Origin of the sequence: Streptomyces sp. NPDC002779, from assembly GCF_042888685.1 — a bacterium.
Classification (GTDB): Bacteria; Actinomycetota; Actinomycetes; order Streptomycetales; family Streptomycetaceae; genus Streptomyces.
The window spans coordinates 49874-64484 of record NZ_JBIAQC010000001.1; the positions used below are offsets into that span (position 1 = coordinate 49874).

Sequence of the window (14611 nt, forward strand, 5' to 3'; positions counted from 1 at the left end):
ACCTCAGGGGCGCGGGGAACCGCGCGACCGGCCACGACGAACCCGCGGCCGCCGCGCAGCAGGTGACCCCCGCTGACCAGGCGCCATGTCAACCCTTGACCGCGCCCGTCAGCATCCCCTTCTTGAAGTGCCGCTGGACGAACGGCGACAGGACGGCCACCGGGAGCAGCGCCATCACCATGACCGCCATCTGCACGGCCAGCCCGGACAGTTGCCCCGTCTTGATGGCCTGGCCCAGCCCCACCGGTGCCTCCTGCTTCTGCACCAGCTGGATCATCACGTTCTGCAACGGCATCATGTTCTGGTCGTTAAGGTACAGCGACGCGTTGAACCAGGCGCTCCAGTACCCGACCGCGTAGAACAGGGTGATCACGGCGATGACGGCCCGGGACAGCGGCAGGACGATCTGCCGGAGGATCCGGAAGTCCCCCGCCCCGTCGATCCGGGCGCTGTCGATCAGTTCCTGCGAGATCCCCATGAAGAAGCCGCGCAGGACCAGGATGTTGAAGACGCTGAGCGCGCTGGGCAGGATCAGCGCGAGATAGCTGTCGGTCAGGCCGAGCGTCTGCACCAGCAGATACGTCGGGATGAGCCCGGCGCTGAAGAACATCGTCGCCAGCAGGGTCATCAGGATCCACCGGTGCCCGAGCGATCCGGTGCGGGAGAGCCCGTACGCGCACAGCACCGACACCGTCATCGAGAACGCCGTACCGACGAGCGTGACCAGCACGCTGATGATCGCCGCCCGGGTCACCTGCCCGCCGCTCAGCAGCTCTTGGTAGGCGATGAAGGTGATGTCCTTGGGGATCATCACCAGACCGCCGGCCTCGTCGATGGTCTCGCGGGTGGACAGGCTGGTGACGACGACGATCCACAGCGGGAACAGGATCGCGAGGCAGGCGATGCCCAGCACGAGACCCTTGCCCGCCAGCCCGGCCCTGGTCGGCTGTTCCTCCCAGACCGGCCGCGGCGGAGCGGCCCAGCGGTTGCGTGCGGGCTTGTCGAGGACGGTGGTCACTTCTTGTACACCCCCTGCTCGCCCATCAGATGGGCCACCTTGTTCGCGGCCAGGACGAGTCCGATGCTGATGACGCCCTTGACGAGCCCCGCGGCGGCCGCATAGCCGAAGTCTTGGTTGCGGACTCCGTTCCACCACACGAAGGTGTCGAGGACTTCCGCCGCGCCCGGCCCCACGGCGTCGCGTTGGAGCAGGATCTGTTCGAAGCCGACGGTCAGCGCGTCACCGACGCGCAGCACCAGCAGCAGCGCGATCACCGGCCGCAGCGCGGGCAGCGTGACGTGCCACATCCGGCGCCAGCGATTGGCGCCATCCATCGCGGCGGCCTCGTACAGATCGGGGCTGACCGCGGCCAGCGCGGCGAGGAAGACGATGATCCCCCAGCCGGCGTCCTTCCACACCGCCTGCGCGGTGACCAGGAACTTGAAGGTGTTCGGGTCCGTCATGATGTCGAGCCCGTCGTACCCGTGATCGCGCAGCAGCTGCGAGAACAGCCCCGCGCCGCCCAGCAGTTGCTGGAAGACGGCGATCACCAGCACCCACGAGAAGAAGTGCGGAAGATAGAGCACGGCCTGCGCGATCGCCCGCACCCGGGGCCTGACCACGCTGTTGATGAGCAGCGCGAGCAGGACCGGGATCGGGAAGAACAGCAGGAGCTGGAGGAAGAACAGCACCAGCGTGTTCTGCACCGCCTGCCAGAAGGCGGAGTCCTCGAAGATCCGCTGGAAGTTCTCCAGGCCCACCCAGGGGCTGTTGAGGATGGACACGACGCCGTTGTCGCTGATGTAGGGGTCGTAGTCCTGGAAGGCGACCACGTTGCCGAGGATCGGCACGTAGTTGAAGAGCAGGATCAGGACGACGGCCGGCAGGGTCATCAGGAGCAGGACGCGGTCGCGTCGGAACCTGTGCCGCAGGCTCGGTTTCGGTGCGGGGGGCCTGCCGCCCCGCCCGCTGGCGCCGTCCGGCGGCACCGGGGACTTCGCCGTCATGTCGGCCTCGGCCCTGCTCCGAGGCACCGTGCTGTGGGACACGGCCGTTCTCCTTGCCTCGGTGCCCGGTCAGTTGGCCGCGGAGCCGTTCTCGTCGAGGACCTGCTGGTACCAGTCGCGCAGCTTGTCGCCGCCCTTGCTCTTCCAGTCGGAGATCCACTGCTGCATGTCGCTGATCTTCTTGCGGCCCCGGACGACGTCGTCCTCCATCTGCTCCATGTCGTTGGCGAGGTTGGTGTAGCGGCTGGGCTCGGTGATCTGCATGCCGTAGAAGGAGGACTTCTTGGTGAAGGCGCCCATCCGCTGCTGCCATTCGACCTGGCCCTTGGCGACCTCCGGGAAGTCCGGGTGGGCGAGGGTCGGGGCGGGGCTCGCGACCATGACGTAGGCGTTCATCACGTCGATGTTGCCCTGGTCGGTCTTGGTGGGGACGCCGTCCTCGACGGCGTAGTGGGTGCCCTCCACGCCGTAGTTGGTCATCATGTACTCCTTGGTGCCGTACGGCGCCGCGGTGACGTTCGCGACGGCCAGCACGTCGCGGATGACCGACTCGGACGCCTTCTTGTTGACGAAGGCGAAGATGCCGGCGGGCTGTTCGGCCCAGAGCGTGGGGTCGCCGCCGTCATGGCCCCACACGTCCATGCCCCAGACCTTGAACTCCGGGTTCTGGGTGGCCTGTTCGGCGGTGCGGCTCCACCACTGCGAGATGTTGTTGGCGTAGATCAGGAACTCGCCCGCGGCGAACTTGGGGCCCGGGTCGGTGGCCTGGCTCTTGCCGAGCTCGGCGTCCGGGTGGACGACGCCCGCGGCGAAGAGCTTGCGGGACCACTCCAGCGCCTCGAGGTACTCCTCGGTCTCGATGCGGTAGATCATCTTGCCGTCGACCAGGTTCCAGCCCAGGGGCTTCTCGCTGCCGGAGAGCACACCGAAGGCCTGGAAGGCCGTCCACTTCATGTCCATGCACGCCCAGCGCTTGGCCTTGGCGTTGGTGATGTCCTTGGCCAGCGCCAGGAACTCGTCGCAGGAGCGCGGGACTTCGTAGCCCTCCTTGTCGAAGACGTCCTGGCGGTACAGCGGCACGATGCCGGTGACGTACGGCGCCGGCTGTGGCAGGCCGCGCAGCTTGCCGCCGAAGATGGAGCGCTGCCAGGCGTCCGTCGGGATGGCGGCGAGGTTCGGGAACTCCTTGACCGCGTCACCGGAGAGATAGGGGCCGAGGTCGGCGAACTTGCTGATGATGGCGCTGGGTATCTTGCCGTTCATGTTCCAGCCGGGGACCACCACCACGTCCGGGACGTCGCTGGAGGCCAGCACCGCGCCGAGCTTCTGCTCGTAGGTGTTGCCGTCCTGGTTCTGCCACCGGACGTCGACGCCGATCAGGTCGTTCATCGCCCGGTAGTAGGCGTTGTCGCTCTTGGGCGGCGAGCCCCAGAACGGCGACATGATGGTGACCTTGCCGCCCTTGCCGAGCCTCTTGGGCACCGAGGTCTTCAGCTCGGCCAGCTCCAGCTTGCTGGTGAAACCGGCCGCGGAGCCGTTCTTGGCGGGGATGTCCGGCACGACGACATTGCTGGCCACATAGGCCGGCAGAAGCTTCTTGGCGTCCTTGCCCGAGGTGGTGCCTTCGCGCGAGCCGCTGTCCGAGTCTCCGCACGCGGCAAGCAGCGGCATTCCTCCCGCCACCGCTGCGGCGGCGACCGCCGAGGAGGCGAGGAAGCTTCTCCGGCTGGTCGCGGAAGAGGCGGAGGAGGCGTTCGGCGTCATTGCGTCAACCCTTCATGGCGCACCTGGACACCCGGCGGTGGGCCGTCGGCTGCGGTGTCGTAAGTGGAACTGGCTGAGCGGAAGCAGTCCTCCGACCAATGTCTGCGTGCTGCGTCGAAGCGCTTCGATGTTGCTGTGAGGTTAAGTGAACACCCAGGGGCGCACAAGGCCCGCTCCCAAGATTCCTCCGCCGCATACGACCCGCCCCTTTCTTATGTGCTGCCTGAATGGGCAGTGCTGATCCCTTGACACCCACCCCCGTGTCGAATGAGCATCGAAGCGCTTCGAAAGAGCCGCGTCGATCCATCGCAAGGGGATCCCCAAGTGACCGCAGTCCCGCCGCCCACCCCGCCTTTCCGCGATCCCGGCCTGCCGGTCGCGAAGCGCGTCGACGATCTGTTGGCGCGGCTCACGCGCGAGGAAAAGATCGGATTTCTGCACCAGTTCGCCCCGGCCGTCGAGCGGCTCGGGGTCGCCGCGTTCCGCACCGGCCAGGAGGCGCTGCACGGCGTGGCGTGGATGGGCCCGGCGACGGTCTTCCCCCAGGCGGTCGGGCTCGGCGCGACCTGGAACCCGGACTTGGTGCGCCGGGTCGGCGAGGCCGTGTCCCGGGAAGCCCGCGCGATGCGCGCCCGCGACGAGCGCGTCGGCCTCAATGTCTGGTCCCCGACGGTCAATCTGCTGCGCCACCCGCTGTGGGGCCGCAACGAGGAGGGCTACTCCGAGGACCCGAGACTGACCTCCGCCATCGCCACCGCGTACACCCGGGGTCTGCGCGGCGACCACCCGGTGTACTGGCGGACCGCCCCGGTCCTCAAGCACTGGCTGGCCCACAACAACGAGACGGACCGCGACACCTCGTCCTCCTCGGTCCGCCCGCGCGTGCTGCACGAGTACGACCTGCGGGCCTTCCGCGAGACGGTCGAGGCGGGCGCGGTGGCGGGGGTGATGCCGGCGTACAACCTGGTCAACGGCCGCCCCAACCACGTGTCGCCGTATCTGCGTGAGCAGTTGCGCACCTGGACGGCGGACGAACTGCTGGTCTGCTCGGACGCGGGCGCGCCCTCCAACCTGGTCGACTCCGAGCACTACTTCGACACCCACGAGGAGGCGACGGCGGCCGCGCTCCGGGCGGGCGTCGACAGCTTCACCGACCACGGCACGGACGGTTCGAAGATCACCGGCCGGGTGCGGACGGCGTACGAGCGGGGCCTGTTGACCGAGGCCGACATCGACACCGCGGTCCGCCGTCAGCTCTCGGTCCGCTTCCGGCTCGGCGAGTTCGACGACCACGAGGACCCCGGCGCCTTCGACACCCCCGAACACCGCGCACTCGCCCAGGAGGCGGCCGAGCAGGCGGTCGTCCTGCTGCGGAACGACGGCGTGCTGCCCCTGCGCCCGGACAGCCGGATCGCGGTGGTGGGACTGCTCGCCGACGAGTGCAAGCTCGACTGGTACAGCGGCACCCTGATCCACCGCTCCACCCCGCTGGAGGGGTTGCGCGAGCGGTTCGGCGCCGACCGCGTGGAGTTCGCGGAGGGCGTGGACCGCATCCGGCTGAGGACGTCGACGGGAGCCTTCCTGTACGTCCCCGAGGGTGCCGCCGCCGAAGAGGTGCGCGGCGCCGAGGGCGCGCTGGACCCGGCCCTGCTCGCGGGCCGCACCGACCTGCCGCCGCTGACCACGGACTCGGGCGGCACCGAACTCGCGCTGGTGGACTGGGGCGAGGGCGTGCTGACGCTGCGCGCGCCCGACGGCGGCTATCTGTCGGTCGCCGAGGACGGCTACGTCCGCGCCTCGGCCGACCGGCCCGGCGGCTGGGTCGTGCAGGAGACCTTCCGGCTGGAACCCCATGGCAGCGGACACCTCCTCCGGCACCTCGGCACGGGCCGCCATGTCTCGGTCGCCGCCGACGGGGTGAAGGTTGCCGAGGCGGACCCGGAGATCTTCGAGACGGTCGTCGTGGAGCGCGGCGAGGAGGCGGTGACCCGGGTCGCGGCAGGGGCCGACGTGGTGCTGGTGGTCGCCGGCAACGACCCGCACATCAACGGCCGCGAGACCGAGGACCGTACGACCCTGTTCCTGCCCGCCCACCAGGAGCGGCTGCTGCGCGCGGCCCGCGCCGCCCACCCGAAGACGGTGCTGGCGCTGGTCTCCGCCTACCCGTACGCGGTCGAACCGGGTTCCCTCGCGGCCCTGCTCTGGACGGCGCACGGCGGCCAGGCCGCGGGCACCGCGCTGGCCCGCGTCCTGGCCGGCGACGTCTCCCCCGCCGGACGCCTCCCGCAGACCTGGTACGCGAGCGACGCCGACCTGCCGGACCTGCTCGACTACGACGTGATCGGCGGCTGCCAGACCTATCTGTACTTCGAGGGCACCCCGCTCTACCCGTTCGGCCACGGCCTGTCGTACGCCTCGTTCGCCTACGGCGATCTGACCGCGCGCGTGACCGGGGACGCGGTGCGCGTGTCGTTCACGGTGACCAACACCGGGCGGCGCACGGCCGACGAGGTCGCCCAGCTCTACACCCGCGCCGTGGACCCGTCGGTCCCGCGTCCCCGCCGCGAACTGCTCGCCCACCGCCGTGTCACCCTCGCGCCCGGCGAGCGGACCGGGCTCGCCTTCGACGTGCCGCTGTCCGCCTTCGCCTTCTGGGACGTGGCGCACGGCCGATGGCACCTCGACCCGGGCCCGTACGACCTGCTGGCCGGCGGCTCCAGCGAGGACATCCGGCTGCGGACGACGGTGACGCTCGCCGGGGACCCGGTGGCCCCGCGCGCGGTGCGGCAACACGGGCTGGACGCGGCCGACTTCGACGAGCAGAGCGGCACCGCGATCGTCGACCGCACGCGGACCACGGGCGACGCGGTGACCCCGGCCGGGGACCGGACGGGCGAACTCCTCTACCGGGCCTGCGACTTCGGCACGGGCGTCACCCGAGTGACGGCGACGGTGGCCGGGGAGGGAACGGTGGAGGTGTCCCTGGACGGCACGCCGCCGCTGGCGACCCTCACCGCCGCCTCCCGGTCGGGCCCGTACTCCTACACCGCGCTCACCGCCGGCTTCCCGGCCGAGGGCGTGCACGACGTCCGCCTCAGACTGCGCGGCGCCCTGCGGCTCGCGCACGTCGGCTTCTCCGGTTGAGGGGCCGGACCGAGCCGACGCGGAGGAAGGGGCCCGGCGCCGGAAGGCATCGGCGCCGGACCCCTTCGGGAAGACTATATGAAAACGGTTCCCATTAGCTAGGAGTTCGGGGCGGGAAACCCGTTACGGCCGCCGCCGGACTGTGGCAGCCTGCCGCCATGCCAGCCGAACTGCGCGAGCACGCGGGCCGCCACTACGCGGTCCAGTACCACTACGCGCTGCCCGACGACGCCTGGGCCGTGGAACTGAGCGAGGCCAGGCCCACCCCGGCGTCCCTCAGCGAGGCCCCCGGCGCGGAGACCTTGATGCCCGGGGTGGCCTTCGCGGTGGCGTTCGTTCCGGACGAGGACCCGGACCGGGAACCGGTCGTCCACATCCACAGCCACGACGAGCATGTCGTGCCCTACGAGATCATGCGCTGGTTCATGGAACTGGTGGCCGATCAGGTGGAGCGCTGCCGCACCGCTTTCGCGCAGGACGGGCGGGAGGAGCGCGGCGGCTCGGCGGCCACCGGCTGAACACGCCGGCGGCCGGAGCCCCCGCACAGTGGGCTCCGGCCGCCGGTGGCCGTCGGGTCGGCTCAGAGAGCGAGGCCGGTGAGGACCAGCACCCGCTCGTAGGTGTAGTCGTCCATCGCGAACCGCACGCCCTCACGGCCCACGCCGGACTGCTTGGCGCCGCCGTACGGCATCTGGTCGGCGCGGTAGGAGGGGACGTCGCCGATGACCACGCCGCCGACCTCGAGGGCTCGGTGGGCGCGGAAGGCGGCCTGCACGTCGTGGGTGAACACGCCCGCCTGGAGGCCGTACTTGGAGTCGTTGACGGCGGCGAACGCCTCGGCCTCGCCGTCCACCTTCTGCACCGACAGCACCGGGCCGAAGACCTCCTCGCAGGCCAGCGTGGTGCCGGCCGGCAGGTCGGTCAGGACGGTCGGCGCGTAGGAGGCGCCGTCGCGCTTGCCGCCGGTGAGCAGCGAGGCGCCCACCCCGACCGCTTCCTGGACCCACGCCTCGACGCGCCGGGCGGCGTCCTCGCTGACCAGCGGGCCGACGTCGGTCTTGTCGTCGGAGGGGTCACCGGTGACCTGGGCCTCGACGGCGGCGACGATCCGCGGCAGCAGCCGGTCGTACACCGAGGCGTCGGCGATCACGCGCTGCACCGAGATGCAGGACTGGCCGCCCTGGTAGTTGGAGAAGGTGGCGATGCGCGTCGCGGCCCAGTCCAGGTCCTCGTCGCTCGCCCAGTCGCCGAGGACGACGGCGGCGCCGTTGCCGCCGAGCTCCAGCGTGCAGTGCTTGCGCGGCACCGAGTCCATGATCGCGTAGCCGACCTGCTCGGAGCCGGTGAAGGAGATCACCGGCAGCCTCTCGTCCTGCACGAGGGCGGGCATCCGGTCGTTGGCGACCGGCAGGATCGACCAGGAACCGGCGGGCAGCTCGGTCTCGGCGAGCAGGTCACCGAGGATCAGACCGGAGAGCGGGGTCGCCGGGGCGGGCTTGAGGATGATCGGGGCGCCGGCGGCGATCGCGGGGGCGACCTTGTGCGCGCACAGGTTCAGCGGGAAGTTGAACGGCGCGATGCCGAGCACGACCCCCTTCGGGAAGCGCCGGGTCAGCGCCAGCCGGCCCTGGCCGCCGAGGTCGGTGTCCAGGCGCTGGGCCTCGCCGCCGTTGAAGCGGCGGGCCTCCTCGGCGGCGAAGCGGAACACCGAGACGGCACGGCCGACCTCACCGCGGGCCCACTTGATCGGCTTGCCGTTCTCGGCGGAGATCAGCTGGGCGATCTCCTCGGTGCGCTCGGCGAGACGGCGGCTGACGTGGTCCAGGGCGGCGGCCCGTACGTGCGCCGGGGTCGCGGCGAACTCGTCCCGCACGGCATACGCGGCGGCCACGGCCTCCTCGACCTGGGCGTCGGTCGGCACGCTCACCTTGCCGACGACCCGGCCGTCCCACGGCGAGGTGACGTCGAAGGTGTCCGCGCCGGAGACCTGGCGGCCGGCGAGCCAGAAGGCGTGGGTGGAAGTCATGTGATTCCCGGCCCTTCCGCGTTGGGGGTGGGTGTTCCTCGGTTCGGGATCCACGGTAGGGGCGCGAGGGCGGCGGGGCGTTTGTCCGAGTCGTAGTAGTGGCGGAGCAGGGCACTACGGATTGGCGCGGTGGGCTATTCGACGGAGGTCGCCTTCAGCGCCAGCCACAGCTCCATGCGGACGTCCGGGTCGTCCAGGGAGCGGCCGAGGATCTCCTCGACGCGCCGCATCCGGTAGCGCAGGGTGTGCCGGTGGACGCCGAGGTCGGCCGCGGCCGCGTCCCACTGGCCGTGCCGGGACAGCCAGGCCCGCAGGGAGGCGACCAGGTCGCCGCGGCCGGTCGCGTCGTGGTCGTGCAGCGCCCTGAGCAGCCCGTCGGCGAAGGCCCGCACCGCGTCGTCCGCGAGCAGCGGCAGCACCGATCCGGCCGCCAGCTGCTCGTGCTCCACGCACACCCGCCCGCGCCGCCGGGCCACCGACAGCGCCTGTTCGGCCTGCTTGTAGGCGGCTGCCGCGGCGATCGGGCCGGCCGGCGCGGAGAGCCCGACGACCAGTTCGTCCTCCTCACCGGCCGCCGTCTCCCGTCCGGCGCTGCCCGCCCGCGCCGCCTCCAGTGCCGTCGCGTACTCCGCGCACGCGGCCACCGCGGCGCCGCCGTCCGCGGCCAGCACCACCAGGCGCTCCCCCTCCGGTACGACGAGCACCGCCTCCCCGGCGCGTGCGGCGGCCGACTCGACGATCTCGGCGAGCGCGCCGAGCGGGTCGCCGTCGGTGCCGGAGGCGGCGGCGAGGCCGGCGGCCGAGGGCTTGGCGCCGGACGGGACGCGCGGCGGGTTCTCCACGGCGGCCAGGGCGGCCGAAGCGGAGCCCGACACCACCACCGACTCCGCGACGATCACCCGGAAGGGGGCGTCCAGCAGCACGCCGTACAGGTCCCCGGCGACCGCCCGGGCGTGGTCCGGCTCGCCCGCGAGCAGCATGCGCAGCACCGCGGTGCCGATCCGCTGCTCGGCGGCGTGCAGGGAACGGGAGCGCTCGGTGGTCAGGGTGAGCAGCGCGATGGCCGAGTGGACGGCGTACCGCTCGGCGGTGCCGAGGGCCGCGGCGGTGCCGACCGCGAGCGCCGCGCGGGGCCTGCGGCCGGTGCCCAGGGAGTGCAGTTCGACCCGGTCCTCGTTGTCCGGGCCGCCGACGACCGACGAGGCGGGCGCCGGCCGTTCGCGCAGCCGTTCCACGTCCGCGGTGATCCGCGCCGCCCGGCGGCCCGCCCACTCCGGGGCGGTGGCGACGACGGCGCCGGAGGCGTCGTAGAGCGCGGCCCAGCCGTCGACCTGCGAGGCCAGCGCGGTGAGCAGCCCTTCGGGGCCGTCGGTCAGCGCCTGCCTGGTCAGCTCGCGCTGGGCGGCGAACCCCGCCGTCACGGCCCGGTACTGGTCGGCCGCGATGGCCGCCGACACGGCCTTGCTGATGGCGAGGAAGGGGGTGCGGCGCGGCACCTCCAGCAGCGGCAGCCCCTCCTGCCGGGCCGCCTCGACCAGGGCGGCCGGGATGTCCTCGTAGTTCACCCCGACGGCGAACCCGAGTCCGACGACCCCGGCGCCGGCCAGCCGCTTCACATAGCGGCGCATCACCTCGGGGTCCTCCGCGTCCAGCTTCAGGGCGGTGATCAGCAGCAGCTCCCCGCCCTCCATGTAGGGGACGGGGTCGGCGAGCTCGCTGACGTGCGCCCAGCGGACGGGGACGTCCAGGTGGTCCTCACCCGCACGCACGGTCAGTTTGAGCGCGGAGTGCTGGACGAGCGAGGCGAGCGTGGGGGGCATGGGGCCTTCAGTTCGATGAAGTCTGTGTGATCGCGGTGATCATTTGGCCGCCGCGTATGAACGGCCTATGCCGATTCTGCCTCACCGTAAGGTCACCGCGCCGCCTCGAATCAGCCCCGGAGATCCACCAGCAGCGGCGGCGCGTGCTCGCCCCGCACGTCCGTCAGCGACAGCACCGCGTGTCCCGGCGGCACCGCGTGCGCCAGCTCGGAGGCCGACCACCGCTCCCGCTCGACCTGCCGTACGGTGACGGCCCGCGCGGTCGCCGCCTTGCCGGTGATCACCCGGCGCACCATGTGCACGGCCTTCCCGGCGGGCGTCTCGGCGATGATCTGCCGGTCGGTGACGTCCCGTGCCTCGGTCCACTCCTTGCCCCACACGTCGGCGAAGTCCTGCCCGTCCCACGGGGTGATCCCGGACAGCGCCATCCGGCAGCCGGCGGCCCCGAGCAGCGGACCGCGCAGCGGCCTGGGCACGTCGTCCAGGGAGCGCAGGGTCAGCACGGCCCCGGCGTTCCCGGAGCGCAGCCGCTGGATGCCCCGGACGGCCTCGGGCGTCACCGCGCCCGTCGCGTCGTCGAGGATCAGACAGGCGAACAGCGAGCGGTCCTCGCGGACCGCCACGCTCGCCGTGAACTGGGCGAGCACCAGCCGCGTCAGCATGCGCGAGGCGTCCGCGTGCCCGCGCGCGGGCAGGTCGATCCGGACCCGCACGGGGTGGTCGAGGGCCTTGAGGGAGAACGGCCGCGACTGCCCGGAGGTGTCGAAGAACCCGGCGAAGGCGGGCCGGTCCAGCAGGGCCACCCGGTCGGCGAGGACGCCCCCGAGATCGCCGGGCTGCGCCATCTGCCGCTCCCGCGCGTCCAGCTCCCGCAGCAGCGACTCCTGCCCCGAGCCCTCCAGCGCGGTCCGCAGCGCGGCGAGCGGTCCGGGCGCGCCGTCGAGCAGCTGGCGCAGCTCCGGAACGGACGGGAAGCGTCCGTGCACCGCCCGGAACGGGCCGAGCAGCTGCGCCAGCACGGTCGTGGAGCGGCGGGTGTCGCTGCCGGGGTGCGGATCGGCGAGGTCCCCGGCCAGCGCCTCGGCCAGGACGGCCGCGGCCTCGTCGGGGTCGGTGGTCCCGCCGTACAGGTCGAGGTCGTACACGGACTCCGGGTTCCCGATGCGTACGACGACGTCGTAGGCGTCGGCCGGGCCGAGTCCGGTGCCCGCGGCGCCGACCACCACGACCGCGGCGCGGCCGACGAGGGCGTGCAGGCACAGCGACTCGGCGAGCGGGCGGACGACGGTGCCGGTCTTGCCGGAGCCGGCCGGGCCGACGGCGAGCAGGGAGGTGCCGAGCAGTTCGGGGCCGAGGGCGAGGCCGGTGCCGCGGTAGGCGTAGGGGTTGCGCGGGTCGTCGGCGGTGGTACCGAGCCGGACCTGGCCGGTGACCAGGTCGTGCGGGGCGAGCCGGGTGGGCAGATCGCGGGCGCCGGAGGGGTGCGGGCAGGCGGCGGCGCCGTCCTTGAGCACGGCGCCGGTGAAGGTGGCGAGGCTGTGCCGCCCACTGCGCACGCCCTGCCAGGCCCGGACGATCCGAGCGTGGTCCACATCCCGCATCATCCCGGCCCTGGCCTCCCCGGCCAGCCGCTCAGCAGCGTCAACGGCCCCCACGGCCCGAACCTGCGGCCACTCAGCGGGATCCTGCTCGGGGACGGGGGGCGCGGGGGCGGGCTGCCTGCGCCGGAGGTGGGGGGCGATGAAGCGCTGCCAGACCTCGGACCAGCGGCCGAGGCGAGCCAGGCTGACCAGGATCGTCAGCGCGACGATGACGTACCACGCGTAACTGAACACGACCCGACTGAACGAATGGGGCGAGGTCCAGGAGTCCGTCATGGCCTGCAGGGGCAGCAGCCACCACCCGCCGAGGTAGCCGTTCCACAGCAGCGACCAGATCAGCCACCCCACCAGGAAGGCGATCACCGCGCCGCTGAAGAGCTGCCGCGCGGGGACGACCTCCGGCTCCTCGTCCGGCCTCGGCCGGTGTCCGAACCGCCACACCCCCGGAGCGGCCTCCGGCCGGGGGGTGCGCAGCCAGGTCAGGAACGCCGAACCGTCCGGCATCGGCGGCGTCAGGGGTCTCGGTGGCACAGCGGAGCGTGATCGCGGCACCGGAGTCGCATGCGTACCCCGCGCGTCCTGCGTCCCGTCGCTGTCCATCGCCCTTGCCCCCTGACCAGCCATCCCGTATCACCGTCAGCGAGCCAATCTAACGCGCCGGCAAGGGGAGTTCACCGCTAGCCACCCCGGCGGTCCGGGGGAAGCCGTCCTCCCGCTATGTCCACCACGGACAACCCTCCCCCTCGACAACGCCCACATGGAGCATGCCCACCCCCCGTTCCCCGGCCTAGCCTGCGAGAAAAGAGAAGACAAGCGTCCGCAAGACCCCCCAGGAGCCCCTCATGTCCGACCTTCCGCAGGAGCGCCGCGTCGTCACCGCCATCCCCGGCCCGAAGTCGCAGGAGCTGCAGACCCGCCGCCTCGCCGCGGTGGCGCAGGGCGTGGGCTCCGTGCTGCCGGTGTTCACCGCGCGCGCGGGCGGCGGCATCATCGAGGACGTCGACGGCAACCGCCTGATCGACTTCGGCTCCGGCATCGCCGTGACGTCCGTCGGCGCCTCCGCCGAGGCCGTCGTACGGCGCGCGAGCGCCCAGCTCGCCGACTTCACCCACACCTGCTTCATGGTCACCCCGTACGAGGGCTACGTAGAGGTCGCCGAGGCCCTCGCCGAGCTCACCCCGGGTGACCACGCCAAGAAGTCCGCGCTGTTCAACTCGGGCGCCGAGGCCGTCGAGAACGCCGTCAAGATCGCCCGCTCCTACACCAAGCGCCAGGCCGTCGTCGTCTTCGACCACGGCTACCACGGCCGCACCAACCTCACGATGGCGCTGACGGCGAAGAACATGCCGTACAAGCACGGCTTCGGCCCGTTCGCCCCGGAGGTCTACCGCGTGCCGGTCGCCTACGGCTACCGCTGGCCGTCCGGCCCGGAGAACGCGGGCCCCGAGGCCGCCGCGCAGGCCATCGACCAGATCACCAAGCAGGTCGGCGCCGAGAACGTGGCCGCGATCATCATCGAGCCGGTGCTCGGCGAGGGCGGCTTCATCGAGCCGGCCAAGGGCTTCCTGCCGGCCATCGTGAAGTTCGCCAACGACAACGGCATCGTCTTCGTCGCGGACGAGATCCAGTCCGGCTTCTGCCGTACCGGCCAGTGGTTCGCCTGCGAGGACGAGGGCATCGTCCCGGACCTGATCACCACCGCCAAGGGCATCGCGGGCGGTCTGCCGCTCGCCGCCGTCACCGGCCGCGCCGAGATCATGGACGCCGCGCACGCGGGCGGCCTGGGCGGCACCTACGGCGGCAACCCGGTGGCCTGCGCCGGCGCCCTCGGCTCGATCGAGACCATGAAGGAGCTCGACCTCAACGCCAAGGCGAAGAACATCGAGGCGGTCATGAAGACCCGCCTCGGCGCCATGGCCGAGAAGTTCGAGATCATCGGCGACATCCGCGGCCGCGGCGCGATGATCGCCATCGAGCTGGTCAAGGACCGCACCACCAAGGAGCCGCACCCGGAGGCCACCGCCGCCCTCGCCAAGGCCTGCCACGCCGAGGGCCTGCTGGTCCTGACCTGTGGCACCTACGGCAACGTGCTGCGCTTCCTGCCGCCGCTGGTCATCGGCGAGGACCTGCTGAACGAGGGCCTCGACATCATCGAGCAGGCCTTCTCCCGCATCTGACGGGGACCCGGGGGACAGAGGGTGTGAAGAAGGTGTGCGAGGTCTCTGTCAGGACGCGAAACCGCCTGTCCT

At 71.9% G+C, this 14611-nt stretch carries 9 protein-coding genes; 3 read left to right on the forward strand and 6 right to left on the reverse strand.

What is annotated here, in order from left to right:
• Positions 1-88: 88 nt before the first annotated feature.
• From ACFYW5_RS00195 to ACFYW5_RS00205, 3 genes are read right to left on the reverse strand one after another with little or no spacing between them, the layout of a single operon-like run.
• Positions 89-1018 (reverse strand): carbohydrate ABC transporter permease, encoded by a 930-nt coding sequence (locus ACFYW5_RS00195; RefSeq protein ID WP_389414692.1) that lies wholly within the window; start codon positions 1016-1018, stop codon positions 89-91.
• The gene (locus tag ACFYW5_RS00200) at positions 1015-2049 is read right to left on the reverse strand and encodes an ABC transporter permease (RefSeq protein ID WP_389414693.1); all 1035 of its coding nucleotides are present in this window, start codon (positions 2047-2049) and stop codon (positions 1015-1017) included. Before ACFYW5_RS00200 ends, ACFYW5_RS00195 begins: the two co-directional genes overlap by 4 nt.
• Before the next feature lie 27 nt (positions 2050-2076).
• Entirely contained in the window at positions 2077-3771 is a 1695-nt protein-coding gene (locus tag ACFYW5_RS00205; protein WP_389414694.1) for an extracellular solute-binding protein, read from the reverse strand.
• 324 nt (positions 3772-4095) lie between these two features.
• Between ACFYW5_RS00205 and ACFYW5_RS00210 the strand changes: the two genes are divergently transcribed.
• The gene (locus ACFYW5_RS00210) at positions 4096-6915 is read left to right on the forward strand and encodes a glycoside hydrolase family 3 C-terminal domain-containing protein (RefSeq protein WP_389414695.1); all 2820 of its coding nucleotides are present in this window, start codon (positions 4096-4098) and stop codon (positions 6913-6915) included.
• 158 nt (positions 6916-7073) lie between these two features.
• Positions 7074-7433 carry a hypothetical protein gene (locus ACFYW5_RS00215; RefSeq protein WP_389414696.1) on the forward strand — a complete coding sequence of 120 codons (360 nt, stop codon included), beginning with the start codon at positions 7074-7076 and terminating at the stop codon, positions 7431-7433.
• 62 nt (positions 7434-7495) lie between these two features.
• Here ACFYW5_RS00215 and ACFYW5_RS00220 read toward each other — a convergent pair whose 3' ends face one another.
• The 3 genes from ACFYW5_RS00220 to ACFYW5_RS00230 all read right to left on the reverse strand — a co-directional run bounded on the left by ACFYW5_RS00220 (position 7496) and on the right by ACFYW5_RS00230 (position 12962).
• Positions 7496-8941 carry an aldehyde dehydrogenase family protein gene (locus tag ACFYW5_RS00220; RefSeq protein ID WP_389414697.1) on the reverse strand — a complete coding sequence of 482 codons (1446 nt, stop codon included), beginning with the start codon at positions 8939-8941 and terminating at the stop codon, positions 7496-7498.
• 134 nt (positions 8942-9075) lie between these two features.
• On the reverse strand, positions 9076-10761 hold the full coding sequence (locus ACFYW5_RS00225; RefSeq protein ID WP_389414698.1) for a PucR family transcriptional regulator: 1686 nt from the start codon (positions 10759-10761) through the stop codon (positions 9076-9078).
• 110 nt (positions 10762-10871) lie between these two features.
• Entirely contained in the window at positions 10872-12962 is a 2091-nt protein-coding gene (locus ACFYW5_RS00230; RefSeq protein ID WP_389414699.1) for an ATP-binding protein, read from the reverse strand.
• A 242-nt stretch (positions 12963-13204) separates the two neighbouring features.
• Here ACFYW5_RS00230 and gabT point away from each other — a divergent pair, with 242 nt between their 5' ends.
• Complete coding sequence (gene gabT, locus ACFYW5_RS00235) at positions 13205-14539, forward strand: 4-aminobutyrate--2-oxoglutarate transaminase (RefSeq protein WP_389414700.1); 1335 nt, start codon at positions 13205-13207, stop codon at positions 14537-14539.
• The last annotated feature ends 72 nt before the right edge of the window (positions 14540-14611 follow it).